At 68.9% G+C, this 26,625-nt stretch carries 17 protein-coding genes and 1 tRNA gene; 6 read left to right on the top strand and 12 right to left on the bottom strand.

The window, feature by feature from the left end; all coding sequences use genetic code 11:
- Positions 1-82: 82 nt before the first annotated feature.
- From recC to recD, 3 genes are all read left to right on the top strand, one after another.
- Positions 83-3,535, top strand: coding sequence for an exodeoxyribonuclease V subunit gamma (gene recC / locus UUA_RS06450; RefSeq protein ID WP_008435276.1), 3,453 nt, complete (start codon positions 83-85; stop codon positions 3,533-3,535).
- Positions 3,536-3,631: 96 nt separating this feature from the next.
- Entirely contained in the window at positions 3,632-7,216 is a 3,585-nt protein-coding gene (locus UUA_RS06445) for a UvrD-helicase domain-containing protein (protein WP_008435275.1), read from the top strand.
- Entirely contained in the window at positions 7,213-9,048 is a 1,836-nt protein-coding gene (gene recD, locus UUA_RS06440; RefSeq protein WP_008435274.1) for an exodeoxyribonuclease V subunit alpha, read from the top strand. The genes UUA_RS06445 and recD overlap by 4 nt, the downstream gene beginning before the upstream one ends.
- A 68-nt stretch (positions 9,049-9,116) precedes the next feature.
- Here the strand turns inward: recD and UUA_RS06435 are convergent, their stop codons facing one another.
- The 7 genes from UUA_RS06435 to UUA_RS06405 all read right to left on the bottom strand — a co-directional run bounded on the left by UUA_RS06435 (position 9,117) and on the right by UUA_RS06405 (position 18,243).
- Positions 9,117-9,536: a type IV pilin protein gene (locus UUA_RS06435; RefSeq protein ID WP_155943246.1), complete on the bottom strand. Its 420-nt coding sequence runs from the start codon at positions 9,534-9,536 to the stop codon at positions 9,117-9,119.
- Between the two features lie 54 nt (positions 9,537-9,590).
- Positions 9,591-13,328 carry a PilC/PilY family type IV pilus protein gene (locus tag UUA_RS06430; RefSeq protein ID WP_008435271.1) on the bottom strand — a complete coding sequence of 1,246 codons (3,738 nt, stop codon included), beginning with the start codon at positions 13,326-13,328 and terminating at the stop codon, positions 9,591-9,593.
- Between the two features lie 72 nt (positions 13,329-13,400).
- Positions 13,401-14,027, bottom strand: a complete 627-nt coding sequence (locus UUA_RS06425; protein WP_008435270.1) for a pilus assembly PilX family protein — start codon at positions 14,025-14,027, stop codon at positions 13,401-13,403.
- A 1-nt stretch (position 14,028) separates the two neighbouring features.
- Positions 14,029-15,054: a PilW family protein gene (locus tag UUA_RS06420; RefSeq protein WP_155943244.1), complete on the bottom strand. Its 1,026-nt coding sequence runs from the start codon at positions 15,052-15,054 to the stop codon at positions 14,029-14,031.
- 26 nt (positions 15,055-15,080) lie between these two features.
- A complete protein-coding gene (pilV, locus tag UUA_RS06415; RefSeq protein ID WP_039953659.1) occupies positions 15,081-15,581 on the bottom strand; it encodes a type IV pilus modification protein PilV in 501 nt (166 codons plus the stop codon).
- Positions 15,578-16,201: a GspH/FimT family pseudopilin gene (locus UUA_RS06410; protein ID WP_039953658.1), complete on the bottom strand. Its 624-nt coding sequence runs from the start codon at positions 16,199-16,201 to the stop codon at positions 15,578-15,580. The genes pilV and UUA_RS06410 overlap by 4 nt, the downstream gene beginning before the upstream one ends.
- 176 nt (positions 16,202-16,377) lie before the next feature.
- On the bottom strand, positions 16,378-18,243 hold the full coding sequence (locus UUA_RS06405) for a GGDEF domain-containing protein (protein WP_039953657.1): 1,866 nt from the start codon (positions 18,241-18,243) through the stop codon (positions 16,378-16,380).
- A gap of 265 nt (positions 18,244-18,508) precedes the next feature.
- Here UUA_RS06405 and UUA_RS06400 point away from each other — a divergent pair.
- A tRNA-Thr gene (locus tag UUA_RS06400) sits at positions 18,509-18,584 on the top strand.
- 74 nt (positions 18,585-18,658) lie between these two features.
- Here UUA_RS06400 and ispH read toward each other — a convergent pair.
- From ispH to murJ, 5 genes are all read right to left on the bottom strand, one after another.
- Complete coding sequence (ispH, locus tag UUA_RS06395) at positions 18,659-19,621, bottom strand: 4-hydroxy-3-methylbut-2-enyl diphosphate reductase (RefSeq protein WP_008435264.1); 963 nt, start codon at positions 19,619-19,621, stop codon at positions 18,659-18,661.
- A 100-nt stretch (positions 19,622-19,721) separates the two neighbouring features.
- Positions 19,722-20,222, bottom strand: coding sequence for a signal peptidase II (lspA, locus tag UUA_RS06390; RefSeq protein ID WP_008435258.1), 501 nt, complete (start codon positions 20,220-20,222; stop codon positions 19,722-19,724).
- Between the two features lie 156 nt (positions 20,223-20,378).
- Entirely contained in the window at positions 20,379-23,240 is a 2,862-nt protein-coding gene (ileS, locus tag UUA_RS06385; RefSeq protein WP_008435256.1) for an isoleucine--tRNA ligase, read from the bottom strand.
- 94 nt (positions 23,241-23,334) lie between these two features.
- Positions 23,335-24,288: a bifunctional riboflavin kinase/FAD synthetase gene (locus UUA_RS06380; protein WP_039953656.1), complete on the bottom strand. Its 954-nt coding sequence runs from the start codon at positions 24,286-24,288 to the stop codon at positions 23,335-23,337.
- Positions 24,289-24,318: 30 nt separating this feature from the next.
- Positions 24,319-25,929: a murein biosynthesis integral membrane protein MurJ gene (murJ, locus tag UUA_RS06375; protein ID WP_008435253.1), complete on the bottom strand. Its 1,611-nt coding sequence runs from the start codon at positions 25,927-25,929 to the stop codon at positions 24,319-24,321.
- A gap of 222 nt (positions 25,930-26,151) precedes the next feature.
- On the opposite strand from murJ, the gene rpsT reads away from it, so the two are divergent.
- Positions 26,152-26,415, top strand: coding sequence for a 30S ribosomal protein S20 (gene rpsT, locus UUA_RS06370; protein ID WP_008435251.1), 264 nt, complete (start codon positions 26,152-26,154; stop codon positions 26,413-26,415).
- 18 nt (positions 26,416-26,433) lie between these two features.
- Positions 26,434-26,625 (top strand): hypothetical protein (locus UUA_RS19955; RefSeq protein WP_238533002.1); only part of this gene is annotated, 192 nt, incomplete at its 3' end.

Below are 26,625 nucleotides of genomic sequence, written 5' to 3'. Positions count from 1 at the left end.
CGGCCCGGCGAATCGACATGTCGCAAACGATGAGCCACGGCTCGGTATGCTGTGCAGGTTGCGTCGAACAGAGCAGGAAGGCATGAGGGACAACCCAGGCGGACTGATCGTCCACCGCGGCAGCCGCACCGAGCGGCTGGCCGACGCGCTGGCGCTGCAGCTGGAAGCACAGCGCCCGGCCAACCCGCTGGCCGCGCAGACCGTGGTGGTGGCGCACCCGGGGCTGCAGCGCTGGCTGCTCGGCCATCTGGCGCAACGCAACGGGCCGCACGGTGGGCACGGCATCGCCGCCAACATCGAGATGATCCTGCCGTGGCAATGGTTCGAACGCGCGGCCCGCCGCGTGCTGGGCGACGAGGCGCTGGTCGGCGGCGCGTACCGGCACGAGCTGCTGCGCTGGCGCCTGCTGGCGGCCCTGCCCGCACTGCAGGCGCCGGAAGTGGAGAGCTACCTGGCCGGCGACGGCGCCGCGCGGCGCAGCTTCCAGCTGGCCGAGCATCTGGCTGGCCTGTACACCCAGTACCTGATCTACCGGCCGGACTGGATCCTCGACTGGGAACAGCGCCCTGCGCGGCACGGCGGTGACTGGCAGGCGGCGCTGTGGCAGCGGCTGCGGGCCGCCATCCCGCGGCCGCACCGCGCGCAGCGCAGCACCGCGTTGCTGGAGGCGCTGCGCAGCGGCAACGCGCTGGCCGGCGACCCGCCGCTGCACGTGTTCGGGGTCAGCCACCTGCCGCCCGACGTGCTGGCGGCACTGCAGGCCACCGCATTGCACGCGCCGGTGCACCTGTACTTCCCCGACCCCTGCCGCGAACACTGGGTCTACCTGCGCCGGCAGCGCTTCCTGCTCGCCCACGCGGACGACCCACAGGCGCTGTACTACGAGGTCGGCCACCCGCTGCTGGTTGCGCTCGGCCGCATCGCGCAGGATTTCTGCCTCACCCTGGACGAATGCGATGTGACCGAAGAGCGCGACCCGCTCGACGAGGCCGAACCGCTCGACGACGCCATCTCGCTGCTCGCCCGCCTGCAGTCGAGCATCCGCTGTCTGCAGCCGGAGCTGGTCGGCGCGCCGATCCGCGCGCAACAAGCGGACGGGGCCGCGCTGGACGACATCCTGCCCGCGCTGCGCCACGATGCCAGCCTGCGCGTGCATGCCTGCCACACCCGCCTGCGTGAGCTGGAAGTGCTGAAGAATGCCCTGCTGCGTTGCCTGGCCGACGACCCGACCCTGCAGCACCGCGACATCGTGGTAATGGCGCCGGACATCGGCGCCTATGCACCGTACCTGGCGGCGGTGTTCGGCGAGCCGGCGCAGTACCGCCGCGACCCGCTGCACATTCCCTGGCATCTGGCCGACGTGGGGCTGGCGCATGCGCACCCGTTGATGCACGCGTTCACGCAGTGGCTGGACCTGGCCGAGAGCCGCTTCACGGTCAGCGAGGTGCTGGATTTCCTCGACGTGCCGGGGGTGGCGCGGCGCTTCGCGATCGACGCCGGCAGCCGCGACGCGCTGGAACGCTGGCTGCGCCGCGCGCGCGTGGCCTGGGGGCTGGACGCGGCGATGAAGGCCGAGGCCGGCGCGGCGGCGGTCGACGCGAACTCGTGGCAATTTGGCCTCGACCGCATGTACGCCGGGCTGATCGCCGGCCAGGACGCCGGCGACGGCCTGCTCGACGGCATCCTGCCGCTGCAGGGCGTCGCCGGCGGCGCGGCGGAAGCATTGGGTGAGCTCGATCGCCTGCTCGGCGAGCTGCGCCAGGCACGCCACGCCTTCGCCGGTGCGCGGCCACTGGCCGCGTGGAGCGCATGGCTGCTGGAACGGATCGACGCGCTGTTCCTCGCCGACCCGCGCGACGCCGCCGAACAGCATGCGCTGGACGCCCTGCGCCGGCTCGCCGGCGGTCTCGCCAGCCAGGCCAGCGAAGCCGGCCTCGACACACCATTGTCGTGGAGCGTGGTGCGCGAGGCGCTGCGTGGCGCGCTCGACGCGGTGCCGGAGCGTCAGGGCTTTCTGCTCGGCGGGGTGACCTTCTGCGGGCTGGTGCCGCAGCGCTCGATCCCGTTCCGCGTGGTCTGCCTGCTCGGCATGAACGAGGGCGAGTTCCCGCGCCCCGGCCACGACGCCGGCCTCAACCGGATCCTCGCCCAGCCGCGCCGCGGCGACCGCGATACCCGCAACGAGGACCGCTACCTGTTCCTCGAGGCGCTGATGTCGGCGCGCGACGTGCTGCACGTGAGCTACGTCGGTGAGGGCGTGCGCGACGGCAAGCCGCGCAACCCCGCCGCGCCGCTGGCCGAGCTGCTGCAGTTTCTCGATGAGCAGCACGGCCTTGCCGCCGACGCCCAGGCCGAACGGCCATGGCGCGTGCGCCACCCGCTGCAGCCGTTCGACGCGCGCTACTACGAGCGCGACGCGCAGGGCCGGCCCCGCCATGATCCGCGGCTGTTCTCGTACGAGCCGGCATTTCTCGCCGCCGCATTATCCGGCGCCAGCGCCCGGCCTTTCCTCGACTCACCAACGGCCACGCCCCAAACCGTGGCTGGCGAGCTTGCCCTCGGCGCGCTGCAGCGCTTCTGGCGCGACCCCGCGCGTGACGCACTGCTGCGCAGCCAGGGCATCAGCCTGCAGGCGCTGGACGACAATGGCTGGCCGGATCGCGAACCGCTGGAGACCCCACTGGAAAAAATCGAGCGGGTCGATCACCGCCTGCTGTTCGAGTCGCTCGCCGCCGGCCACGCCGAGCTGCCCAGCGAACCGCCAGCGTGGCTCGCCCGCTCCGGCATGCTGGCCGGCGGCGCGATCGGCGAGCGCAGCTGGACCCGGCTGCGCGACTCGCTGCGCCCGATGCTCGCGCAGGCACGGCCGCTGTTCGCCGGTGGCGGCGCGCAAGCGTTGGCCCAGGCCATCGACCTCGACCTCGGCGACGGCCTGCGCCTGACCGGCACGGTCGATCGCGTGTTCCGCGGCGCCGATGGCGGATTGCTGTGGTTCGACGCCCGCCCGGGGCGCGCCGCCAACCTGAAAGACCTGCTGGGCTTCTACCTTGACTGGGCCTGCCTGAAACTCGCCCGTGCCGGCGACGACGCGCCCCTGCAGGCCACGTTGCTGGAGCAGGTCCGCCGCACGCAGGGCGGTGTCAGCGTGCTGGTCACCCAGCGTGCCGGCACGCCCGGCAACATCATGGCGCTGCAGCACGACGCACTGCGCCACGGCCTGCGCCGCCTGATCGAGGCGTATCGGGCCGCCGCGCGGCAACCGCTGCTGTTCTTCCCACGCACCGCGCAGGCCTGGGCCAGCAACGAGCCGGAGCACCGCCTCGCCAGGGCGGCCGCAGCGTGGGAAGGCGATGGCTTCAACCCCGGCGAGCGCGACTACGCGCCCGGCTACGCGGCCCTGCTCAGCCGCGGCCTCGATCTGTTCGACGTGGACAGTCCGGCGCATCGCGCCTTCGTCGCCGCCACCGAACTGGTCTGCAGCGTGCTCGATCCGGACCATGCAAGCCTGTTGAAGAGCCCCGCCGATGATCACTGACACACGCAAAGCCGGCGGGCAGTGCCCGCCCTACCCAGGCGGCGTCGTAGTGCGGGCACTGCCCGCCAGCCCTTCGACCCGCCCTATGGAAACGCCGTGACCGCCACCGATGCCACCGCCCTGCCCCCGCTCGACTGGCGCGCCATGCCGCTGCACGGACGTGTGCTGATCGAGGCCAGCGCCGGCACCGGCAAGACCTGGAACATCGGCGTGATCTACCTGCGCCTGCTGCTCGAACGTGGGCTGCGGGTGGAGCAGATCCTGGTGACCACCTTCACCGACGCCGCCGCGCAGGAACTGCGCGAGCGCCTGCGCCGCCGCCTGGTCGAAGCCGAGCGCCTGCTCGAAGCTGCGGCGCGTGACGCGGACAGCGCCGATCCGCTGGAAAGCTGGCTGGCCGCGCTGTGCCCCGACGCCGACAGCACCCGCCTCGCGCTGCGCCGGATTCAGCTTGCCCGCACCGACCTCGACCGCGCGCCGGTGTCGACCATCCACGCGCTGTGCCAGCGCATCCAGCGCGACTACCCGCTGGAGAGCGGCGCCGCCTTCGCCGACGACCAGCTGTTCGACGAGCAGCAGCTGATGCGCGAATGCGTGGAGGATTTCTGGCGCCGCCGCTACCTCGCCGGCGAGGTCGACCCGCGCGAAGCCGAGCTGCTGCTGAAGGATGGCCCGGAAGGCCTGCTGCGCGATCTCGGTGGGCTGACCAACAGCGTCGACGCGCGGATCGAGGCCGGCGGCCTGGCCGAACTCGATCATGCACTCGCCACGCTGCGCGGCCACGATAGCATCGCCGAGTTGCAGCGGCTGGCAGATGACGCCACGCTGTACAAGCGAGCCAACGCGGCACTGCGCAGTCGACTGGGCGAGATCACTCCGGCGCTGCGCAACGGTGACGAGGCGCAACTGGCCAAGTCGATCAGCGACGTGTTCGAGCCGGAAAAACTGCTGGCCCAGGCCGCTGCCGGCCGAGCCGGCGAGCTCGCTGCGCATCCACTGATCCATGCGTTGCAGACGCTGCGCCCGCTGCTCGGGATGCGCGACATCCTCGTGCGCGGCGAAGTGCTGGCCACGGCGGCGCAAACCTGCCGCGATGAGATGCCCCGCCGCGCACGCCAGCGCCACGTGCTGACCTTCTCGATGTTGATCGACGCGGTGTACCAGCGACTGTGCGGCGACGCGTCTGACGACCTGCTGGCCGACCGCCTGTTCGAAGCCTTCCCGGTGGCGCTGATCGACGAGTTCCAGGACACCGACCAGCGCCAGTTCGCGATCTTCGAGCGGATCTACCGCGAGCGCGGCACGCTGGTGATGATCGGCGACCCCAAGCAGGCCATCTACAGTTTCCGCGGCGGCGACATTGCCGCCTACCTGCGTGCCGGCAAGCAGGCCGGCCAGCGCTTTTCGCTGGGCACCAACCATCGTTCCAGCCGTGCGCTGGTCGAGGCGCTGAACGCCTGGTACGGCCACACCGAAGGCGGCTTCAGCCCGCCGCAGATCCGCTATCAGCCGGTCGAACCGGCTGGCAAGGCAGACCAGCAGCCATACACCGTCGGCGGCCAGCCGGTGACGCTGCCGCTGCTGATCCACCCCTTCCGCGGCGATGCGTGCGACAAGAACGGCAACCCGCTGATGGCGCTCGGCGAACTCGAATCGCTGGCGCTGGACGACTGCGCCAACCGCATCGCCGAACTGCTCAACGACCCGCGGCAGGCGATCGGTGGCTGCCGGGTAACGCCCGGCGACGTCGCCGTGCTGCTGTCCACCAACAAGCAGATCGTGGCGCTGCGCCAGCGGCTGGTCGCCCGCGGCGTGCCCTGCGTGGGCAGCGGCCGCGGCAACATCTTCGCCGGCGAGGTGGCGCGCGAGCTGGAGCTGGTGCTGTATGCCGTGCTGCATGCCGACGACGACCAGACCGTGCGCGGCGCGCTGGCCACCAGCTTGCTCGGCGCCACGCTGGAGCAGTTCCACGCGTGGCAGACGCAGCCCGCCGCGTTCGAGCGCGAGCTGGAACGCTTCGAGGCGTGGCGTGCGCTGGTGCGCAGTCGCGGCGTGCTGGCGTTGGTCGGCGAACTGCTGGCCGCGCGCGCCACCGCCCTGCTGGCGCTGCCGGAAGGCGAGCGCATGCTCACCGACCTGCGTCATCTGGGTGAACTGCTCGCCGCGGAGGAAGGCGCACGGCAGGGACTGGACGGCCTGTACGCGTGGCTGCAGGAGATGCGCCGGGAAGGCAGCGACGGCGATGCCGAGGCGGCTGACGAACGCCAGCTGCGCATCGAGAGCGACGCCCGCCGCGTGCAACTGCTGACCATCCACGCCAGCAAGGGGCTGGAGTTTCCCATCGTGTTCCTGCCGCTGGCATGGCGCATCGGCGACCGCAACGGCCCGCGCACGCCAAAGCTGCTGCGCTACCACGATGCCGGCGGCCAGCGCTGTGTGGACCTGGGCTCGGCGCATTTTGCCGGGCACCGCGTGCGCCACTTCCGCGAGGAACTGGAGGAACGCCTGCGCCTGCTCTACGTGGCGCTGACCCGCGCCGTGCACGCCGTGCACGTGTACTGGGCAGACCGTGGCCTGAGGCCCGACGACGACGCGCAGGCGTGGGAATGGGCGGCGATCGATCTGCTGCTCGGGCAGGCCCAGCGGAAGCTGGAACTGCCCGAGGGCGAAGCCTCGCTCGCCGCGGTGGCCGCAGCACTCGGCGGCATGCAGTTGGCCCCGCCGTTCGCCGACGTCTACACCCGCTACCGGCCGCCAGTCGAAGCCCTTGCGCCGCGCGCCACCCAGGCGCCGCTGCCGCAGCTGCGACCGTTCCAGTGGCTGCACAGCTTCAGCGGGCTGACCCGCCATGCCGCCACCCTGATCGAGGACAGCGGCAGCGCCGACGAAACCGGCGCGGAAGAACCGGCTATCGAAGTGGAGGACGACATCGAAGACGGCCGCCTGCTCGCGCTGTACCCGCTGCGTGGCCCGCGCTTCGGCGACGCCGTGCACCAGGTGTTCGAGCTGGCGCAGCCCGGCCCGCTGTGGCCCGAGCAGCGCCAGCTGCTGCACCGCCAGCTCGCCGCGCAGGCCGTCGCCGCGCCGCATCTGGCGCACGAGGAAGCGCTGGAACGCGTGGGCCGGATGATCGACCGCGCGCGCCAGGCCGACCTGGGCGGCGGCCTGCGCCTGCTCGACCTCGCGCCCGACCAGCGCATCGCCGAATTCGAGTTCCAGTTCCCGGTGCGCCAGGTGCCGCTGGCGGCGTTGCGCCGGCTCTGCGCGGCCCACGGCCATGCCGACGCGGTGCCTACCGGCCTCGACGCCACCACGTTGAACGGCATGCTGACCGGTTTCGCCGACCTGATCTTTGCCCGCGACGGCCGCTTCCACGTGCTCGACTACAAAACCAACTGGCTCGGCGCGCGGCTGCGCGACTACCAGGGCGAATCGCTCGCCGCCGCCATGGCCACGCACCACTACCCGCTGCAGGGGCTGCTCTACACCGTGGCGCTGCACCGCTACCTGCGCCAGCGGATGGACGGCTATACGGCCGAACGCCACCTGGGTGAAAGCTGGTACCTGTTCGTGCGCGCGCTGGGGCTCGCGCCCGGGCTGGGCGTGTGGCGGCGGCGCTGGCCGGCGGCGCTGATCGAGGCGCTCGACCATGCGTTCGCCGGCGCACAGGAGGCCGCATGAATCACCCGCTGCCGCAGATTGCCGACGCCGACGAGCGCGCGATCGACCAGACTCTGGCGCAATGGGTGCTCGGGCGCACCGGCTCCGCGGCGCTCGCCGCCGCCGCGAGCGCGGCCAGCCGCGCCGAGGGCCGCGGCCATGCCTGCGCCACGCTGGTCGACCCGGACACCGGCGCCGGTTTCGATGCCGATGCGCTGGAAGCGCTGCGCCGCCACGATTGGGTCGGCGACGGCACGTCGTTCACGCCATTCGTGCTCGATGCGCGGGATCGCTTCTACCTGTGGCGCAACTGGCAACACGAGGCGAAGCTCGCCGAGGCGATCCTGCAACGCTGTGCCCAACGCACGCTGCCGCTTGCCGCCGCAACCCTCACCGACGACCTGGACGCGCTGTTCGCCGGCATGCCGCGCGGCGCCACCGACGGCCAGCGCGCCGCCGTGGCCGCGGTGCCCGGCGCGCGTTTCTTCGTGCTCACCGGCGGCCCCGGCACCGGCAAGACCACCACCGTGGTGCGCATGCTGCTGATGCTGCTGCGCCATGCGCAGGCCTGCGGCCTGCCGGCGCAGCCGTTGATCGCGCTGGCCGCGCCCACCGGCAAGGCCGCCCAGCGGCTGGCGCAGGCCATCGCCAAGGGCAAGGCCGAGCTGCAGGCCAGCCTTGCAGGCACCGGCTTTGGCGACCTCGTGCCGCACATTCCGCACGCCGATGCGCGCACGCTGCACCGCCTGCTCGGCTACCGGCCGATGGACGACAGCTTCGAGCGCGGCCCGCACAACCCGCTGGCCGAGGACCTCGTGGTGGTGGACGAGGCCTCGATGGTGGACCTGGCGATGATGCGCCAGCTGCTGCAGGCGCTGCGCCCGGGGGCAGTGCTGATCCTGCTCGGCGATCCGGGCCAGCTGGCCTCGGTCGACGCCGGCTCGGTGCTGGCCGACATCGTCGCCGCCGCGCCGCGCCAGCGACTGCCGCCGGCGCTGGCCGCCCTGCTCGCGCCGCTGCTGCAACACCCGCCCGGCAGCGCCGCCGACAATGCCCCGCTGGCCGGCCAGGTGCTCACGCTGAGCCACAGCTGGCGCGCCGGCAGCGGCCTGCAGCGCGGCGTCGAGGCGCTGCGCGATGCGCCCGATCCAGCCTGGCTGGACACGCTGCTGCGCGAGCGCCGCGACGGCGACCTGCACCTGCGCCACTGTCCCAACGGGCATGCGCTGCGCGCCTGCGTGGATGGCTGGATCGAGCGCCACAACGACCTGCTGCAGTCGCTGCTGGGTTCGGCGATCGACGCCGCCGAAGCGTTGCCGCGGCTGCGCCAGCTGCAGATCCTGTGCGCGTTGCGCGACGGTCCGTTTGGCGCGCAGGGCATCAACGAGCTGATGCTGCGCCGGCTCGCTGCGCGCTTCGGCCTCGACGCCGGCCGCGCCTGGTACCCCGGCCGCCCCGTCATCATCACCCGCAACGACTACGCCCGCGGCCTGTTCAACGGTGACGTCGGCATCGCGCTGGAAAGTGCGGAAGGGCTGCGCGTGTGGTTCGAGCTCAGCGACCGCGACGGCAACGCCGGCCTGCGCAGCTACTCGCCGCGCGCCCTGCCCGCGCACGACAGCGCTTGGGCGATCACCATCCACCGCAGCCAGGGTTCGGAATACCGCGACGTGGCCGTGCTGCTGCCGCCGGACGCCGACAACCGCATCCTCACCCGCGAGCTGGTCTACACCGCCATCTCGCGCGCGAAGGAGCATGCCGAGATCTGGACCACCGACGACGCACTGCGCACCGCGCTGGCTCGGCCGATCCGGCGGCTGGGCGGCCTGCGCGAGCGGTTGCTGCAGCCATGAAGCGACGTCCACCAAACCGCCGTCTGGTGTCGAAGAACCGGCGGTGATTCAACGCAAACGCGATGGCATCACCAGCAGCCGGCCGTACTGGGTCCGCGCGTGCCAGCCTGGTCGAGCGAGAGCGTGCCGCACTTGGTGTCGCGGGTCAGTTGGGCGTTGATCGGCGTGGCAGTGATGCTGTACCCCACCGTCGACGCCGCTGCCAGGGCGAACTGGTAATCGGCACCGGTGCGCTGGGGGCTGGCGCAATCCAGTCCCGGCAAGGCATTGGCCGTGCCGGCGCTGTCCTTGGCATAGTTGAGGTTGGTCGTGTAGTAACGCTCCATGTAATTGGCGTGCTCCGACAGACACCCCTCCGCCGCCACCCGCTTGGTCTTGGTGATGTAGTTGGTGTAGGTCGGCAAGGCAATTGCCGCCAGGATCGCGATGATCGCCACCACGATCATCAACTCGATCAGGGTGAAGCCGGCGCTGCGGCACTCGCGCATGGCCGTCGTCGCGATACTGTCAACCGGTGAGAATCGTTTCATCGCTTCATTCCTTTACTGGTTGATCAGTTCGCGCCACGAAACCCGCTGGATGCTGCCGGTCGAGCCCGAGGTGGTGATGCTGCTGTTCGAGCCGTTGTCGAAGCTCACCAGCATGCTGCCGCCGACGAAGATCGGGTTGTTGGGCAGCGAGCTGAAGCCGATGCCGGCTGCCGGATAGCTCTTGTCGCCGACGGTCACCGTGTCCGACGCGTTCACCAGGCCGTCGCCGTTGACGTCGAAGAAATTGTCGGACGGATTGGTGCCGGTGAACGGGTTGATCGCCATGATCCAGCCGCTGCCGGACGGATTGCAGATGTCGGAGGCCTGCGGAATCCGCGTGGTGCCCAGGAGCAAGTTGCCCTGGAACTGGTTGGAGGTCACGATCCGCTCGCCCTGCGACACCAGGGCGCCACCGGTGCCGGTGGGCGCGAGCAGGTCCATGTACCAGCCCGACTTGCCCGTCATGTCGGAGGAGGTCGGCGTGGGCGTCACCGCCCGCGCCGGTGCGACCGGTGGCGTCGCGCTGGAGTCGCCCGCCGTCTCCGCCACGATGGCGCGCTGCACGAGGTTGTCGGCGCGGGTCATGCTGGAGGCGACCACCGGGCTGTTGGTGGCGTTGGTGGTCTGCACGATCAGGCCGTACCAGCTCTGGGTGGCGGTATTGGTGAGATCGGTGGTGCTCAGGTACTGACCGGTGCCGAAGAACACCCAGGTATTGCCGCTTGCCGGATCCTTGCCCACCAGCATGCCGCCGGTGATGGGCTGCCGGTTGTCGCCGCCGTCCTTGGCCACGAACAGCAGGCTGCCGGTGCTGGAGGGCGTGCTGGTACTCGTGCCGCTGCCGGTGTTGAGCGTGAACGACCAGACGTTGCCGTGCAGGTCGCCGGCGTAGGCCACCGTGCTCACCCCGGTACCCGCCGGGTCCATCCATACGCCCGGGGCGGCCAGGCCATTGTCGGCGGTGGTGTCGGTGGTGGCGTGCACGTTGAGTGCGCCGGTGGCGAGATTGAACTGCAGCAGGGCCGACACGCCGGCCGCACTGTTGTAGCCGTTGCCCATCAGCACCGACCAGGTACTGTCCGCCGTCTGCGCGATCACCGGCTTGCCGGACATCTGGCCGATGTAGTTGCTGTTGGTCTGGCCATCGCCAGCCGAGCGTTCCCACAGGAACTTGATCGCGGTCGGATCGGTGATGTCGAAGGCATATACCGCCTTGGCCAGGCCGCGGCCCGTGGTGCCCACCAGCACGGTCTTCCATGCGCTGCCCAGGTAGACGTCCGCCACCGTCAGCTCGCCGTCGTTGAAATACTGGTGCGGCGCGCCCGCCGTGGTGCCGTAGTCGGGACTGGACAGCTGGCTGAGACCGACCAGCCCGCCGGCGCTGCCGGCCGTGAGCACGGCGCCCGGGATGTAGGCGAACTTCTCCGCGCCGGTGGTGGCGTCGAAGCCGTGCAGCATGCCGTCGTTGGCGGCGACGTAGATCAGTCCGGCGCGCGAGGCGGCGGTGCTGGGCGTGAAGTTCCCCTTGTTGTCGGTGGTGCCGCTGGCGAAGGCCAGGTAGGTCGACGAGCCAGTGAAGGTCTGGTTGGCGAACAGGTTCGGGTCGGGCGAGCCCACGTAGACCGGCTGCGAATCGACGATGTCGCCCAGCGGCGTGTCGCGGTTGCGGTAGGTGCCGCCGGTGTTCTTCTGCTCCAGCGTGGCGTCGCCCCGCAGGTAGTTGACCATGTTCGCCTGGGCAGCCGCGGTACTGCCCAGCGCTGCGAGTTGCGTGGCGGACAACGCCGGCGGCGTGCTGCCCGTGCCGTTCTGGAACGCCAGGTACTTCGGCGTCGTGGCGGTGCTGTAGGTCCAGATGTTGCGGCTGGCCGCGGCCGGCAGCGAGCCGGCCGCGGTCCAGGTCGGGGTGGCGGCGATCGCGCCGGTGTTGGGATCCACCGCCAGCGCCTTCAGGTCGCCCTTCCACTTGGCGGTGTAGTAGTTGGCCTGGTACGCCACCGTGCCGGTCTTCAGCTGGGTGGAGTTGGCCGCCAGGCTGGCGCCCGTGCCGACCCGCTCGGAGGCGCGCTTCAGCGCATCCCTCATGCCGCTGGCGAACGCCTGGGGGCTGGTGGCGGAATAGAAGCCGCCGTGGCCGTCGACCGCGGCGTGGGCCAGGTCGGCGATATTGTTCTGGCTGTCGGAACTGGGAGTTGGCCAACTGAAATTGGGAATGGCGCTGCCGCCATTGGCCCAGTCGAAGATCTGCTTGACCGTCGTACCCGTGGGCGAGATGCCGGTCGGCGTGAAGCCCATGCCCAGGGTGAATGTGGTCATGTGCTGCCAGAACGCGGGGTCTTCCGTACTGGTCGGCACTTCGTTCGGCGTGCCGCTGCGCAGATCCGTTACCCAGTATTTCATCGCCACATCGGCAAGCGTGTCCTTCACGCCGTCCGCGTACGGCGCAGCCGCCGCATAGGCATAGGTCTGGCCGTTACTGCCGCTCAACGTGGCCTTGGTGCTGTCCACGTCGCCGATATTGCTGGGCGTACTGCCATTCCAGAAACCGTCGGTGGTCAGGATGCTGTAGGCCTGCCGGCAGGCAAGTTCGGTATTGGTGCCGCTGACGTAGCCGGACTCGCCGGCGAGGGTCAGCCAGGGCTGCTGGGTCTGGTAGTACTTGCCTACTGCATTCAATGCGCCGCGCAGCGGTGTCCAGCTGCTCGGCTTCGTACCCACCAGCCAGTTCCACAGCTTGCTCTTTTGCGTGCCGTCGGAACCATCGCCGAACGGCTTCACCAGCGCAATGCCCGTCTGGTAGGTGTCTCCATGCGCGGACGTCGTGAAGGCGTAGTAATCGTCACCCAGCGAGCTCGTGCTCGCATTGCTCCCGCCGATCGAGCCAAAGCCCACGCGAAAACTCGCATCCACACCGGAAAACGCACTCATGACGCCGCTTTTGGCCATCAACATGCGCGTGCGGTAATACGAAAACCAGTTGGCGACGTTCTGCTGCGTGGCACTGCTGTCGTCACAGACGGCCTGGCTCGCCGAGGGCAACGACGCGCAGTCGCCGCTCTGCCCGACGTAATGCGGCGTATTGCTGCTGCCCGCGGTGTAGGTGAAAAAGTACTTGTAGCTGTACGTGGTGGCCGTGCAGATGTTGCTGCCGTCCGGGCCACTGTCGCCGTAGCTGCATGCGTAATAGGGAGAGTAGTAGGTGTAGCCGCTCCTGGTGCTGTGCCGGCATTGGCCCTTGTAGCTGCCGGAAGTCATCAGGGTGTCGCCCGAATTGCAGCTGAGCGTGGCCGTGTAGGTGCTCGTGCTGGCGATGGTGAATCGCGTGTAGTAATTGAAGCTGCCCTTGTACTGGGTGACGTCGGTCGTGCTCGTGTCGCGAAAGCCGTCCTTGTAGGCATTCGCGATGCCCGGCGAGTTCGGGTACGGCGTGCCGTCGGCCTTGGGCGGCGGGGCATAGACCACGCTCGGGTTGTAATACACGCCGTTTATGGCCGAATTGCGATAACCGCCAAGACTCGTGTCGCTCAGGTCGTCCGGCATGTAGTCATTGTTCATCGACCCCGAGTCGTCCAGCATCAGCACCACGTTCGGCGGCAACGGCTTCTGGATGATCAGCGGCGCCTGGTCGACGGGGACGGCGGCCAGCGCCGGCGAGCAGGCCACGCCCAGCATCCACACGGACAAGCCGGCCGACAGCGCCCTGCCAAAGAAACGGCTGGAATTGCGGTGCAGACGGGTGATGGTGTTCATGGCGATTCCGCTCCTGGATGGTGCGGCATGGGACGGCCCATGCGATCTGTCTGGTGGCCTGTGCGTCGACGATCAGCGCTGCTTGATCATGGCCTGCAGCATCACCACGGCGCGGTCGCCGACCACGGCGGGGTCGCCGCTGCGCGCGGTGATGCGGTAGTACACCGCCGTAGTGGACGTTCCCTGCGCGCCGTAGTTCTGCGAATTGGCGCTCTGGTTGAAGCCGGTGCTGGAGGTGGTGTCGACCCAGTTGCCCATGTTCTCCACCACGTACTGCGGCGGGCTGGCGGCGACGCTGCTGGTGGTGAACTGCCCCACCCCGGTGCCGGTAGCCACCGTCTGGATCTTGCCGGTCGGGAAGTTCGGGTCGGTGAACGGATTGGACAGGCATACCACGCTGGCGGCCTGGCAATTGCGGGCGATGACGCCGGGGTTGGTGGCAATCACGGCCGCCGCCGCGCGCATGGCGGCTTCGGCGCCCTGGAACGCGATCTGGCGGTCATACAGGTTGTTCGCCATCTTCTGCTGCATGATGGTGCCGCGCACCGCAGCCAACCCGACCAGGGTGATCACCACCAGCAGGATCAGCGCAACCACCAGCGCCGCACCGCGCTGGCCGGCACGCCGCCATGGCGGATAGCCGCCACGGTGGAATGGCCGCGCTGCGGACAGGGACGAGGATGCGAGAGCACGTTGCATGTCAGTTCACCCGGTTGCGCACGGTGGTCGTGGCGGTGAAGGTGCGCGTCAGCGGCTTGACGTCGGTGCCGGCGCGCTGGTCGGCGCTCTGCAGCGTCAGGGTGACCTGCACGGCATCGACCAGGGCCCAGTTGGCGATCGAACCGGCGGGCACGAACGAGGCGCTGCCCTTCGCGTGGTAAGTGATGGCCATGCCGGTGACGTCCCGCACCATTTCCTGCGGCGTGCCGAGGAACACGTTCTCCTTGGCATCCGGGGCGGCCAGCTCGACCCGGTACAGCGAGCGTCCCTTGACCGGGTTGTTGCCGATGTACCAGTCGGCGGCGCCCAGCTTGGCGATCTGCGAATTGGCGCCGAACTGGTAGAGGTTGCCGTTGACGCTGCTGCAATCGCTGGGATAGCCCAGACCCTTCGAGCAGTTGCCCGGGTTGACCGAGTTGCCGGTGTTGTGCACGAAGGTGACGGTGCTGTTGTTGTAGTTGCTGATCTGCACCATCACTGCATGGTCGGGATCGCACACGATGACGATGTCGCCGGACTGCAGGTTGGTGGTCTTGTCGTTGAGCTTGAAGTTCGCCGCGGGCTCCTTGTCTTCCGCCACGCTCATGCCGTCGTCGACCGCGCCCAGAACCTGCACGGAATCCGTGCCGGCAACCCGTTCGCCCACGCCGGTGCCGAACACGCTTCCCGTCGCCGGGTCGCCCTGGGTGCCGCCGTAGCCGCGCAGCGCGTTGCCCCAGTTGGCCCACCAGTCGGTGGCGCTGTTGTTGAGCACGTTGGCCATGCGGCCGTCGTTGTTGCAGGGGTTGAGCCCGGCGTTGCGGATATCGCGCGCCATCAGCTCGAACGCGATGCGCGAACCGTCCTGCACGTCGCCCAGCGCCTGATTGGTGCGGTAAGTGCGCTGGTTGGCGAGGAACACGCTGACCACGCCGCCGATGACGATCAGGCCCAGCAGCATGGCGACCATCAACTCGATCAGGGTAAAGCCGGCCGGAAGCGTCGCCCGACGGGGAACGCGGCCCATGCTGCGGCACATCGGGAAACCGCCGTTCATAGCATCGCCCGCGTGACGACCTGCTGGGTGCTGCTGCCGCCCGTGCCTGCGCGGCTGTCGTCGAACGTGATGGTGATGGTGCAGTCGGCACTGGCGGTACCGACCGCGCTGCAGGAGATCTTGCCGGTGGTGCTGGCCACGGCGCCCAGGCTCTTGTTGCCGAGCTGGCTGCCGCACCATTGGGAGAGCTGCGCGCTGGCCAGGCTTCCGCTTCCTGCCGGGCACGCGTTGGCGACGACCGTGGTGTTGTAGGCGCCGCTGCGGGCGCTGCCAATATCCGCCCGCATGGCGTCTAGGATCGAGTAGCTGGCGATGGTGGCCATGCTGCGCGCCATCGCGCTGTTGTTGGTGGAGAGTGACATGGCCTGCAGCGCGGCGATGCCGAGGAAGGCGATGGACAGCACCAGCACGGCGATCAGTACCTCGATCAGGCCGACGCCGGACTGCACCGGGCGCGCCGCCATGCGCGGCATGGCAGGAACAGGGCGACGGATCATGGGCAGGCTCCCGAGCTGGTATCGACCACGAGAATCGAGCCGGTGGTCATGCTGATGATGCGATGGTTGTCCTTGCTCATCTGGCTGGTGCAGAGGTCGGCCACCGTGCCGGTGTAGGGGGTGGTCGTGCCGACTTTCTGCCCCAGTCCCTGTCCGCCGAAGCGGATCGCGGTCACGTCGCCCTTCAGTTGCACCGCTCCGCTGATGCCGACCGTGCCGGCCAGCACCTGGCTGGCGGCGCCAGCGGCCATGGCATAGACCGCACCGACCTCGGTAGTGCAGGCTTTACCCAGCGTATCGGTGCTGTTGGCGCTGGCCGCGTTGCTGCACAGCTGGGTGTTCGCGTTGCGCTTGACCGCTTCCATGCGCGCCACGTGGATCGCGTTGACGATGTCGTTGGCGGCGGTGGTGAGCTTGTTGGAAAGCGTCAGCGACTTGAAGCTCGGCACCGCGATCACGATCAGCACCACGGCCACGGCCATGGTGATCAGCAGCTCGACCAGGCTGAAGCCGCGCTCGCGTCTGCGTGCCGGCGTGCGCCACCGCGGGCGGTCGCCGGTGTCCACCGACGCGCGTGCCCGGATCAACGAGACGCCTCGCTGACGCGACCAGACTTGCATGGAATTCTCCCTGATGCCCCTGCCGGCAATGTACCGATCCGCCCGGCCCCGGCCAGCCCTCAGCCGACCAGCGGTAGGAATTGGCCGACAAGCGGCGGCTGACGGCATCGGGAAGGTGACTGCGGTCACGCGCGGCAACCGCGCGGATGCGTCGGTGCCGCGGCAGATCCGGTTCGCTACGGTGCCGCTTCGACCCGGTTCCGGCCGTTGTCCTTGGCGTGGTACAGCGCGGCGTCGGCGCGGCGCACCAGCGAGGCCGCGCCGCTCTCGGTCGGCCGCAGCTGGGCCACGCCGAGGCTGATCGAGAGCTGCAGCTCCACGCCGTCGACCACCGGCCGCGCCGCGGCCACGCAAGCGCGCAGCCGCTCGGCCACCTGCAGGCCGCCCTCCAGGTCGGTATCCGGCAGCACCACCAGGAATTCCTCGCCGCCCATCCGGCCAAGCCGGTCATGCTGGCGCAGCGCGCCCAGGCAGACGCGCACGAGCTGTTCCAGCACCTGGTCGCCGGCCGGGTGGCCGTGACTGTCGTTGACGCGCTTGAAGTGGTCGATGTCGAGCATGATCACGGCCAGCTCCTGCTGGCTGCGGCGAGCCTCGTCGACGGCTTCGCCCAGCATGTACTCGATATGGCGCCGATTGGAGATGCCGGTGAGCGCATCGGTGAGCGCCAGCCGGTGCAGGTGGCGACTCTGGCGCAGCTGTCGCCACGCCAGCCACAGCATCAGCAGCAACAGCACGCCGGCCAGCAGGATGGCCAGCCACTGCCAGCCGCGCACGCGCTCCAGCGTGGCCAGCTGCTGTTCCTTGAGCGCCTTGTCGGCGGCCAGCTTGCGGTTCTCCAGCTCGCGCCGCTCGGTGTCGAACTGCCAGCTCATCAGCGTGGTCAGCTGGGTCTTGGCCATGCGCGCCAGCGCCGCATCGGTCTCCATTTTCAGCTTGAGATCGGCCAGCGCGGCGGCCGGCTTGCCCAGCGCCTCCTGGTTCCTGGAACGCTCCTCGTACAGCTCGGCCAGGTAGCGCATGTTGCGGCTTTGCCTGACGCTCGCCTCGGCGAGATCGAACTCGCGCGCGGCCAATTCGTGCTGGCCCAGGCCCGCATGCGCCTCGGCCGACTGCAGCAGCAACATGCCGGTATTGGAGTGGTCCGAGACGGCCTGGAATTCCTTCGTGGCGGCCTGCACCTGCTGCAGCGCCTCGGCATGACGCTGGCGAGCGTTGTTGCTTTCCGCCAGCGCCAGCAGGGCGGAACCCACGCTTTGCCGCGAACCGGTTTCGCGCGCCAGGGCCAGCGCCTGCTGCAACGGGGCGACGGCACCCGCGGGATCGCCCCGCTCGGTGGCCAGGAAACCCTGCTGCATGTAGACCACCATCTGTTCCTGTTTGTCGCCCTTGCGCTGCGCCGACTGCATCGACTGGCGCAGGTAATCGCCGGCCTTGCCGTACTCGCCCAGCCGACGGTAGATGGTGGCGATGCTGATGAGGTTGGACTGCGCCGCCGTCGTGTTGCCCACGGTTTCGTACAGGCGCTGCGCCTCCAGGAAATCGAACAGCGCCTTGGCCTGTTCGCCCAGCAGCGACTGGGCGCTGCCGCGCCAGGTCAGCGCGTCGGCAATCAGGCGGGAGTTCTCCAGGCGCCGGGCAATCCGGATAGCCGCTTCGTAGTCCGGCAGCGCGTCGCGCTCCGTGGTCAGCTTGCTCTGGTAAAGGCCACGGCAAATCCGGAAGTTGGATTCCGCCTCCAGGTCGCCTGCCTTCTGCGCCTGCTCGGTGCCGCGGCCCGCATAGGCGTAGCCGCCCTTGACGTCGTTGTCGAAGGCCAGGAAGCAGTACACATACTCGTAGCGGCGCTGTCGGTAGGCGTCGCCGGGCGGCAGCAGCGCGCCCAGGCGCTCGAGCGCCTGCGTGGCCGCGGCCTGGTCGTTGAGCGGGATATCGCCGTTGTCCAGCTGGCGGACGAGCAGGTCGAACGCCGCCACGTCGTGCGCTTGATGCTGGATGGGCGGCCCCGCCAACGCACACGGTGCCGCTGCCAGAAGCAACACCAGCCAACCTGCCCATCGAAAAAATAGTCCGGACAACACGCCCCCAAGAAAGTCGATTCAGACCCTCCTTGTCCGTGCGGCCCGCGCCCTCGCCTCGTTATCGGCCATGCCGCGGAAAACCTGAGCCGGCATGATCGCTCGCGGCGTCCTTCCCCAGCCGCCGGCAGCAAGGCCGCAACCATCGTCTCATGACTGCCACGCGGCGCAAACGCCGCCGCGATCGCTTGCGCCGCTGCGGTGCGCCCCGTAGAATCCGCGGTTCTCCGCCGGAGTAGCTCAGTTGGTAGAGCACGTCATTCGTAATGATGGGGTCGTAGGTTCGATTCCTATCTCCGGCACCAGTTGACGCAACACGAGGCCCCGGAAAGCCGTGCTTTCCGGGGCCTTTCATTCCTGCGGTTTCGATCTCGGGGGATCAGAAGCTGGCCGAACCGTTGCCGCCGACGACGCGCAATTCCTTGGGCAGCGCGAAGGTGATGTTCTCCGCTTCGCCGTCGAGCTCGCGCACCTGGCCGGCGCCCCACGACTGCAGGCGGGCGATCACGTCGCGTACCAGCTTCTCCGGAGCGGACGCGCCGGCGGTAAGGCCGATGCGGCTCACGCCATCGAGCCAGCTGCGTTCGATGTGCTCGGCGCCGTCGATCAGGAACGAGCGCACGCCCTGCTTCTCGGCCAGCTCGCGCAGGCGGTTGGAGTTGGAGCTGTTGACCGAACCGACCACCAGCATCAGGTCGACCGCATCGGCCAGCCGGCGCACCGCATCCTGGCGGTTCTGCGTGGCGTAGCAGATGTCGTCCTTGCGCGGCCCCTCGATGTCGGAGAACCTCGCGCGCAGCGCGGCGATGATCGCCTTGGTGTCATCCACCGACAGCGTGGTCTGGGTGACGTAGGACAGCGCATGCGGGAACTTCGGCGCGAGCGTGGCCACGTCCTCCACCGATTCCACCAGCAGGATCTCGCCGGCATGGGCACGGTTCCACTGACCCATGGTGCCCTCGACCTCGGGGTGCCCGGCGTGGCCGACCAGCACCACGCTGCGCCCGGTACGCCCCAGCCGTGCCACTTCCATGTGCACCTTGGTGACCAGCGGACAGGTGGCGTCGAAGACCTTGAGATGCCGCTGCTCGGCTTCCTCGCGCACCGCCTGCGACACGCCGTGGGCGCTGAAGATCACGGTGGCGCCGTCGGGCACCTCGTGCAGTTCCTCGACGAACACCGCGCCGTCGGCGCGCAGCTTGTCGACCACGTAGCGGTTGTGCACCACCTCGTGGCGCACGTAGATCGGCGCGCCGTAGGATTCCAGCGCGCGCTCGACGATGGCGATGGCGCGATCGACGCCGGCACAGAAGCCGCGGGGGTTGGCGAGAAGGATGTCCAAGACGACCTCGATACGGAATCCCGTAGGAGCCCGCTGGCGGGCGATGCTTTTCAATTCAGGAGCATCGCCCGCCAGCGGGCTCTTACATCAAGATCGGTGATTATCGCACGCCGTCAGCGGGCTTGCCGGCGAACAGGCCGAACGCGATCAGCATCACGGCGCCCACCGTGATCCCGCAATCGGCGAGGTTGAACACCGGGTAGCTCCACTGGCGAAAATACACGTGGATGAAGTCGGTGACCTGGGCCGCGTGCAGGCGGTCGATCAGGTTGCCGACCGCGCCACCCACGATCAGCGCCAGCGGCAGCGCGGTACGCCAGTCGCGCCGCGGCGTGCGCGCCAGCCATGCCACCAGCACCGCGCCGATGGCCAGCGCCAGCAGCACGAAGAACCAGCGCTGCCAGCCTGCGCCGCCGGCGAGAAAACTGAAGGCGGCGCCGGTGTTGAACGCCAGCGTCCAGTTGAGGAGGCCGGGGATTACCGGATGCGGCATGCCGGCGGGCTGCAGCGTCGACAACGCCCACCACTTGCTGAGCTGATCGAGCACGATGACCGCGGCGGACAGCCACAGCCAGGAGAGTGCGTTGGGTTTCGGGGTCATGGCGGGAGGCTCGGTCAGGAAATTTGGAGATGCTTTCGTGCGCGCCCCGCGTAGGGCGGGCACTGCCCGCCGCTCCGGCGGGATCCGTGATGCGACGAGCCATGCAGTCGGCGGGCAGTGCCCGCCCTACGCTCCCTGCACCGCCGACGTCACCGGTCAGAACCAGCGGCGGTCCTCGCCGGGACCTTCGATGTTGCTGATGCAGCGGCTGCACAGTTCGGGATGATCGGCATGACTACCCACGTCGTCGCGGCGGTGCCAGCAGCGCACGCACTTGGCGGCGCTGCTGACGTCGGCGGAAACCCAGGCTTCGGCGCCATCCAACTCCACCGTCGCCGCATCGTCAGCACGCGGCGTCGACGGCGCCAGGGTGAAGTCGGAGGTGATGAAGAAGAAACGCAGTTCGTCGGCGACTTCGGCGTAGCGAGACTGGATCGCGGCATCGGCATGAACCACCAGCTTTGCTTCCAGCGCCGCACCGATCTGCTCGGCCTTGCGCATGCCCTCGAGCACGCGCGAGGCCCCGTCGCGGATCGCCAGCAGATCGCTCCAGTAGCGCCGCTGTTCCGGCGAGTTCTGGGTGGCGGCGAGGCCGTCGTACCAGGTCTCGAACAGGACGCTGTCGCCGCGCTCACCCGGCAACGCCTGCCAGATCTCCTCGGCGGTGAAGCTGAGGATCGGCGCCAGCCAGCGCACCAGCGCCTCGGCGATGCGGTACATCGCGCTCTGCGCGCTGCGCCGGCCGCGACTGTCGGTCGGCATGGTGTAGAGCCGGTCCTTGGTGATGTCCAGGTACAGCGCGCCCAGTTCGTTGGTGCAGAAGTTCTGGATGCGCGACACCACCTCGGGATAGTCGTAGCGCTCGTACGCGGCGGTCACCGCCTGCTGCACGTCGTACGCCTGCTGCACCGCCCACTGGTCGAGCAGCACGCTGCCTTCCACCGGCAGCAGGTGTTTCGCCGGGTCGAAGCCGTCGAGGTTGCCGAGCAGGAAGCGTGCGGTATTGCGGATGCGGCGGTACGCATCGGAGACGCGCTTGAGGATCTCGTCGGAAACGGTCATCTCGTTGCGGTAATCGGCCGAGGCCACCCACAGGCGCAGCACGTCGGCGCCCAGCGTGTCCATCACCTTCTGCGGCGCCACCACGTTGCCCAGCGATTTGGACATCTTGCGGCCGTTCGCATCCACCGCGAAGCCGTGGGTGAGCACTTCGTCGTACGGCGCGCGGCCGTGGATCGCCGCCGAGGTCAGCAGCGACGACTGGAACCAGCCGCGATGCTGGTCGGAGCCTTCCAGGTACATCACCTTGTAGTGCGACGCCCTACCCTGCTGCAGTTCCGGGCGCTGGCCGATCACCGCGAAATGGGTGACGCCGGAATCGAACCAGACGTCCAGCACGTCGGTGACTTTCTCGTAATCGTTCGCCTGGTCGCCGAGCAGTTCGGCCGGGTCCAGCGCGAACCACGCGTCGATGCCGCCCTGCTCCACTTTCTTCGCGACTTGCTCCAGCAGCGCGACGGAATCCGGGTGCGGCTCCTGCGTGGCCTTGTGCACGAACAGCGCGATCGGCACGCCCCAGGTGCGCTGGCGCGAGATGCACCAGTCCGGGCGCCCGGCGACCATGCCGGCGATACGCTCCTCGCCCCAGCCCGGCACCCAGCGCACGGCCTTGATCGAGGTGAGTGCCGTCTCGCGCAGCTGCGCCTGCTCCATCGAGATAAACCACTGCGGCGTGGTGCGGTAGATCACCGGCGTCTTGTGCCGCCAGCAGTTCGGGTAGCTGTGCTCGATCTTCGCGAACGCCAGCAGCACGCCGCGTTGGCGCAGCAGGTCGACGATGGTGTCGTTCGCCTTCCAGATGTGCATGCCGGCCAGGTCGAGGCCGTCGGCCGCCGGCGTGTCGGCGCGGTAGCTGCCGCGCGAGCCGATGTAGTTGAGCAGGCCGATGCCGTACTCGCGCGCCACCACGAAATCCTCGACGCCGTGATCGGGCGAGGTGTGCACCGCACCGGTACCGTCCTCGGCGCTGACGTGCTCGCCGAGGATCACCGGCACTTCGCGCAGGTAGAACGGATGGTGCAGCTGCAGGCCTTCCAGCGCCTTGCCTTCGGCATGGCCCAACACGGTGGTCTGCCCGATGCAGTAACGCTGCACCACCTTGTCGACCAGTGCGCTGGCGACAACGAGCAGTACGCGCTTGCCGTCGCGCGACGGGCCTTCAATCAGTGCGTACTCGAGATCCGCGCCGAGCGATACCGCCTGGCTTTCCGGCAAGGTCCACGGCGTGGTGGTCCAGATCGGGATGGCGACGATGGCGTCGCCGGCATCCACGCCGAACTTCGCCGCCAGCACTTTCGGTTCGACCGCGTCATACGCCACGTCGACTGCGGGCGAGACCTTGTCGCCGTATTCGATCTCCGCCTCGGCCAACGCCGAGGCGCAGTCGAAGCACCAGTACACCGGCTTGGCGCCGCGCACCACGTGGCCGTTGGAAACGATGCGCGCCAGTGCACGCAGCATGTCGGCCTCGTACTTGAAATCCATCGTGCGGTACGGATGCTCCCAGTCACCGAGCACGCCAAGCCGCCTGAAGCCGGCGCGCTGGTCGTCGATCTGCTGCTGGGCGTACTCGCGGCACTTCTGGCGGAACTGGGCGGCATCGAGCTTCTCGCCCGGCTTGCCGTACTTCTTCTCCACCGCGATCTCGATCGGCAGGCCGTGGCAGTCCCAGCCCGGCACGTAGGGCGCGCGCTGGCCGGCCAGCAGCTTGGACTTGACCACCATGTCCTTGAGGATCTTGTTGACCGCGTGGCCGATGTGGATCGCTCCGTTTGCGTACGGCGGGCCGTCGTGCAGCACGAACACGCTGTCGCGGTGCGCGGCCTTGCGCTGGATCTGCGCATAGCGGCCGACCCGCTCCCACTCCGCCAGCCAGCCAGGCTCGCGCTTCGGCAAATCGCCACGCATCGGGAAATCCGTCTGCGGCAGGTTAATCGTGCTCTTGTAATCGTGGTTCATGGGCCTGGATGCCATCGGTGAGGTGTTGCTGCCCGCCGATCGACGGACGCAAGAATGCAAAGTTAAACGATACGAACGCGCACCGGAATACGGCTCATGCCTCGGCCAGCCGCGGGTTCATGCCCAGCAACTCGCGCGCCCGGCGCGCATCCAGCGCCATCTGCGCCTTGAGCGGTTCCAGTCCGTCGAACTTCTGCTCATCGCGCAGCTTGGCGACGAACTGCACGGCCATGCGCTGGCCGTACAGGTCGCCCTCGAAGTCGAACAGGTGCACTTCCAGCAGCGGCTCGACGACCTCGTTCACGGTGGGGCGCACGCCGAGGCTGGCCACGCCGGGCCAGCTGCATTCGCCCTCGCCCAGCCCCACGCGCACCGCGAAAATGCCCTGCACCGGGCTGACCCGCTGCTGCAGATGGATGTTGGCGGTGGGGTAGCCGAGTGTGCGGCCGAGCTGGTTGCCGTATTCCACCCTGCCGTCGATCACGAACGGCCGGCCCAGCAGGGGTTCGACCCCGGCAAACTCGCCAGCGGCGAGCAAGGCACGCACGCGGCTGGCCGATACGCGCGCGCCGTCGATCTGGATCGTCGGCATGGCGCAGGCGCGGAAGCCGAGCTGCGCCCCCATGCGCTCCAGCAGCGCCACATCGCCACCGCGTCCGTTGCCGAAACGGAAATCGCCGCCTACCCAGACCTCGCGCGCGGCCAGCCGCTCGACCAGCACCCGTCGCACGAAATCCTCGGCCGGCATCAGGGTCAGCGCCCGGTTGAAGCGCAGCAACAGGGTGTGCTCCATGCCTGCGGCAGCGAAGCCGCGCAGCTTCTCGCGCACGCTGGACAGCCGCGGCACCGGCGCCGGCGAGAAGAACGCCCGCGGCAGGGGTTCGAAGCTCACCACCACCGGGCTGCAGCCGAGCGCCTGCGCGCGTTCGCGCACCTGGCTCAGCAATGCCTGGTGGCCGCGATGCAGGCCGTCGAACGCGCCGACCGCGATCACGCTGCCGCGCGGCGCCAGGCAAGGGCCTGCGACATCCCGGGAAAGTCTCATCATCGCGTGAGTATAACGGCCAGTCGCGGGGGTTCACGCAGCCCGCAGGTCGCGCAGGCGGAAGCCGCCGGCGAACAGCACGGCCACGTAAGTCGTCCCGCCGGCCAGCACCAGCACGGCCAGGTGCCACAGCCGGGTCAGCACCGGCACGCCATGGGTCCAGTTCGGCCACAGCCAGCGCCCCAGCAGCAGCACCGCCACCATCACCGCGCAGGCTGCCGCCAGCCGCAGCAGATGCCGCGGCCAGCCCGGCTGGCGCTGGTACACGCCGGCCTTTTTCAGCCAGTGCCACAGCAGCCACAGGTTCACATAGGCCGCCACCGCACTGGCCATGCCCAGCGCCATGTGCAGGCCCGGCAACCGGGCCAGGCCGTCCATCCACGGCAGGCGTTTCAGCTCCGCCGGCGCCCACAGCTCGAACAGCAGCGCCAGGAACACCATGTTCAGCAGCATGTTGGCCAGCAGCGAGGCCACCGCCGCGCGCACCGGCGTGCGCGTGTCCTGGCGCGCGTAGAACGCCGGCAGCAGCACCTTCACCAGCGCGAACGCCGGCAGGCCGAAGCTCAGCGCGGTGATCGACAGCGTCGCCATGTGGGTGTCGTGTGCGCTCCAGTGGCCGTGCTGAAACAACGTGGCCACCAGCGGCCCGGCCAGCAGCATCAGCGCGAACATCGCCGGCACCGCGATCAGCAGGGTGATCCGCAGCCCCCAGTCCAGCGCGCGCGAGAAGCCGGCCGTGTCGGTGGTGACGTGGTGGCGCGACAGCGACGGCAGGATCACCGTGCCCAGCGCCACGCCGAACACGCCCAGCGGTAGCTCCAGGAAGCGGTCCGCCTGCGACAGCCAGCTCTGCGAGCCGACCACCAGCAGCGAGGCGATCACCGTGTCGAACAGCAGGTTGATCTGCGCCACCGACGAGCCGAACAGGGTCGGCACCATCAGTCGCATGATCTTGCGCACTTCCGGATGGCTCCAGCCCCAGCGCGGCAGGGTCAGCAGGTCCAGCCCGCGCAATGCCGGCAACTGGAACAGCAACTGCAGGATGCCCGCGGCCAGGATCGCCCAACCCATCGCCATGATCGGCGTCTGCAGCTTCTTCGACAGCCACAACGCGCCAGCGATCATGCACAGGTTGAGGATCACCGGGGTCAACGCCGGCAGCGCGAACCGATGGAAGCTGTTCAGCGCGCCGCCAGACAGCGCAGTCAGCGAGACGAACAACAGGAACGGGAAGGTCAGCCGCAGCAGGTCGACGGTGAGGCCGAACTTCACCGGCTCGTCGACCGCGCCGGGCGAGAACAGCAGCGTCACCTGCGGCGCAAAGATGATGCCCAGCGCGGTAATCAGCAGCAGCACCCCGCCCAGCGTGCCCGATACCCGCGCCATCAACTCCTTCAGCTGCGCATGCGTACCCTTTTCCTTCACTTCCGTGAAAACCGGCACGAAGGCGGTGGAGAACGAGCCCTCGGCGAACAGCCGGCGCATGAAGTTGGGAATGCGGAACGCCACCCAGAACGCGTCGGTGGCGCCGTTGGCGCCGAACGCGGCGTTGATCGACATGTCGCGCACCAGGCCGAGCACCCGCGAAACCATCGTCATGCTGCTGAACGAGAGCAGCCCGCGGAGCATGCTGGGGGACTTCATGGGCAGCGGTTCTACCTTCGGCGTCGGTCGCGCGGGGCGCACAGTTTGACAGCCCGCGGCGGCGGGATCACGGCCCGCCTATGGCAAAATGCCGGCACGACCACCGCCGCAGCACGGTCCGCCCCCCCGGGCGCCGCTGCCCAAGTGATTGACGCATCGGCGAATCGACCGCATAATTGGCGTCTTTTTCCACCCAACCAACCCTGCATCCGGAGTTCTACCTTGGCCAACATCAAGTCCGCGAAGAAGCGCGCGCGCCAGTCCGAACAGCGCCGCCTGCGCAACATCAGCGCACGCTCCATGGTCCGCACCGCCCTGAAGAAGGTCGTCAAGGCCGTCGAGGCCAAGGACAAGGCAGCCGCCGTCGCCGCGTTCGCCGCCGCCCAGCCGGTGATGGACCGCTACGCCGCCCGTGGCCTGATCCACAAGAACAAGGCCGCCCGCCACAAGAGCCGCCTGAACGCGAAGATCCGCGAACTGGCGTAAGCCGGAGCGCGACCCGCGTTGCACGAAAAAGCCGGCGCAAGCCGGCTTTTTTCAATCCAGATAACAGCAGGCCGGTGCAAGCCGGCTTTTTTTAATCCAGATAACAGCAGGCCGGTGCAAGCCGGCTTTTTTTCAATCCAGGCAGCGGCAGGCCGGCGCAAGCCGGCTTTTTTCATGTTCCGCTTTTGCTCCCTCCCCTGCTTGCAGGGG

The sequence above is a fragment of the Rhodanobacter thiooxydans LCS2 genome, from assembly GCF_000264375.1.
Taxonomy (GTDB): domain Bacteria; phylum Pseudomonadota; class Gammaproteobacteria; order Xanthomonadales; family Rhodanobacteraceae; genus Rhodanobacter; species Rhodanobacter thiooxydans.
Note: the sequence above shows the minus strand (reverse complement) of the source record. Positions and strands in the feature narration are given on the sequence as shown.

Bases quoted from the DNA above. Each gene is read 5' to 3' on its own strand.
- recC (WP_008435276.1), top strand. From the start codon at position 83: ATGAGGGACAACCCAGGCGGACTGATCGTCCACCGCGGCAGCCGCACC.
- ileS (WP_008435256.1), bottom strand. From the start codon at position 23,240: ATGAACCACGATTACAAGAGCACGATTAACCTGCCGCAGACGGATTTC.
- murJ (WP_008435253.1), bottom strand. From the start codon at position 25,929: ATGAAGTCCCCCAGCATGCTCCGCGGGCTGCTCTCGTTCAGCAGCATG.
- UUA_RS06425 (WP_008435270.1), bottom strand. From the start codon at position 14,027: ATGCAACGTGCTCTCGCATCCTCGTCCCTGTCCGCAGCGCGGCCATTC.
- lspA (WP_008435258.1), bottom strand. From the start codon at position 20,222: ATGACCCCGAAACCCAACGCACTCTCCTGGCTGTGGCTGTCCGCCGCG.
- UUA_RS06410 (WP_039953658.1), bottom strand. From the start codon at position 16,201: ATGCAAGTCTGGTCGCGTCAGCGAGGCGTCTCGTTGATCCGGGCACGC.
- pilV (WP_039953659.1), bottom strand. From the start codon at position 15,581: ATGATCCGTCGCCCTGTTCCTGCCATGCCGCGCATGGCGGCGCGCCCG.
- UUA_RS06435 (WP_155943246.1), bottom strand. From the start codon at position 9,536: ATGCGCGAGTGCCGCAGCGCCGGCTTCACCCTGATCGAGTTGATGATC.
- UUA_RS06430 (WP_008435271.1), bottom strand. From the start codon at position 13,328: ATGAACACCATCACCCGTCTGCACCGCAATTCCAGCCGTTTCTTTGGC.
- UUA_RS06380 (WP_039953656.1), bottom strand. From the start codon at position 24,288: ATGATGAGACTTTCCCGGGATGTCGCAGGCCCTTGCCTGGCGCCGCGC.
- recD (WP_008435274.1), top strand. From the start codon at position 7,213: ATGAATCACCCGCTGCCGCAGATTGCCGACGCCGACGAGCGCGCGATC.
- UUA_RS06420 (WP_155943244.1), bottom strand. From the start codon at position 15,054: ATGGGCCGCGTTCCCCGTCGGGCGACGCTTCCGGCCGGCTTTACCCTG.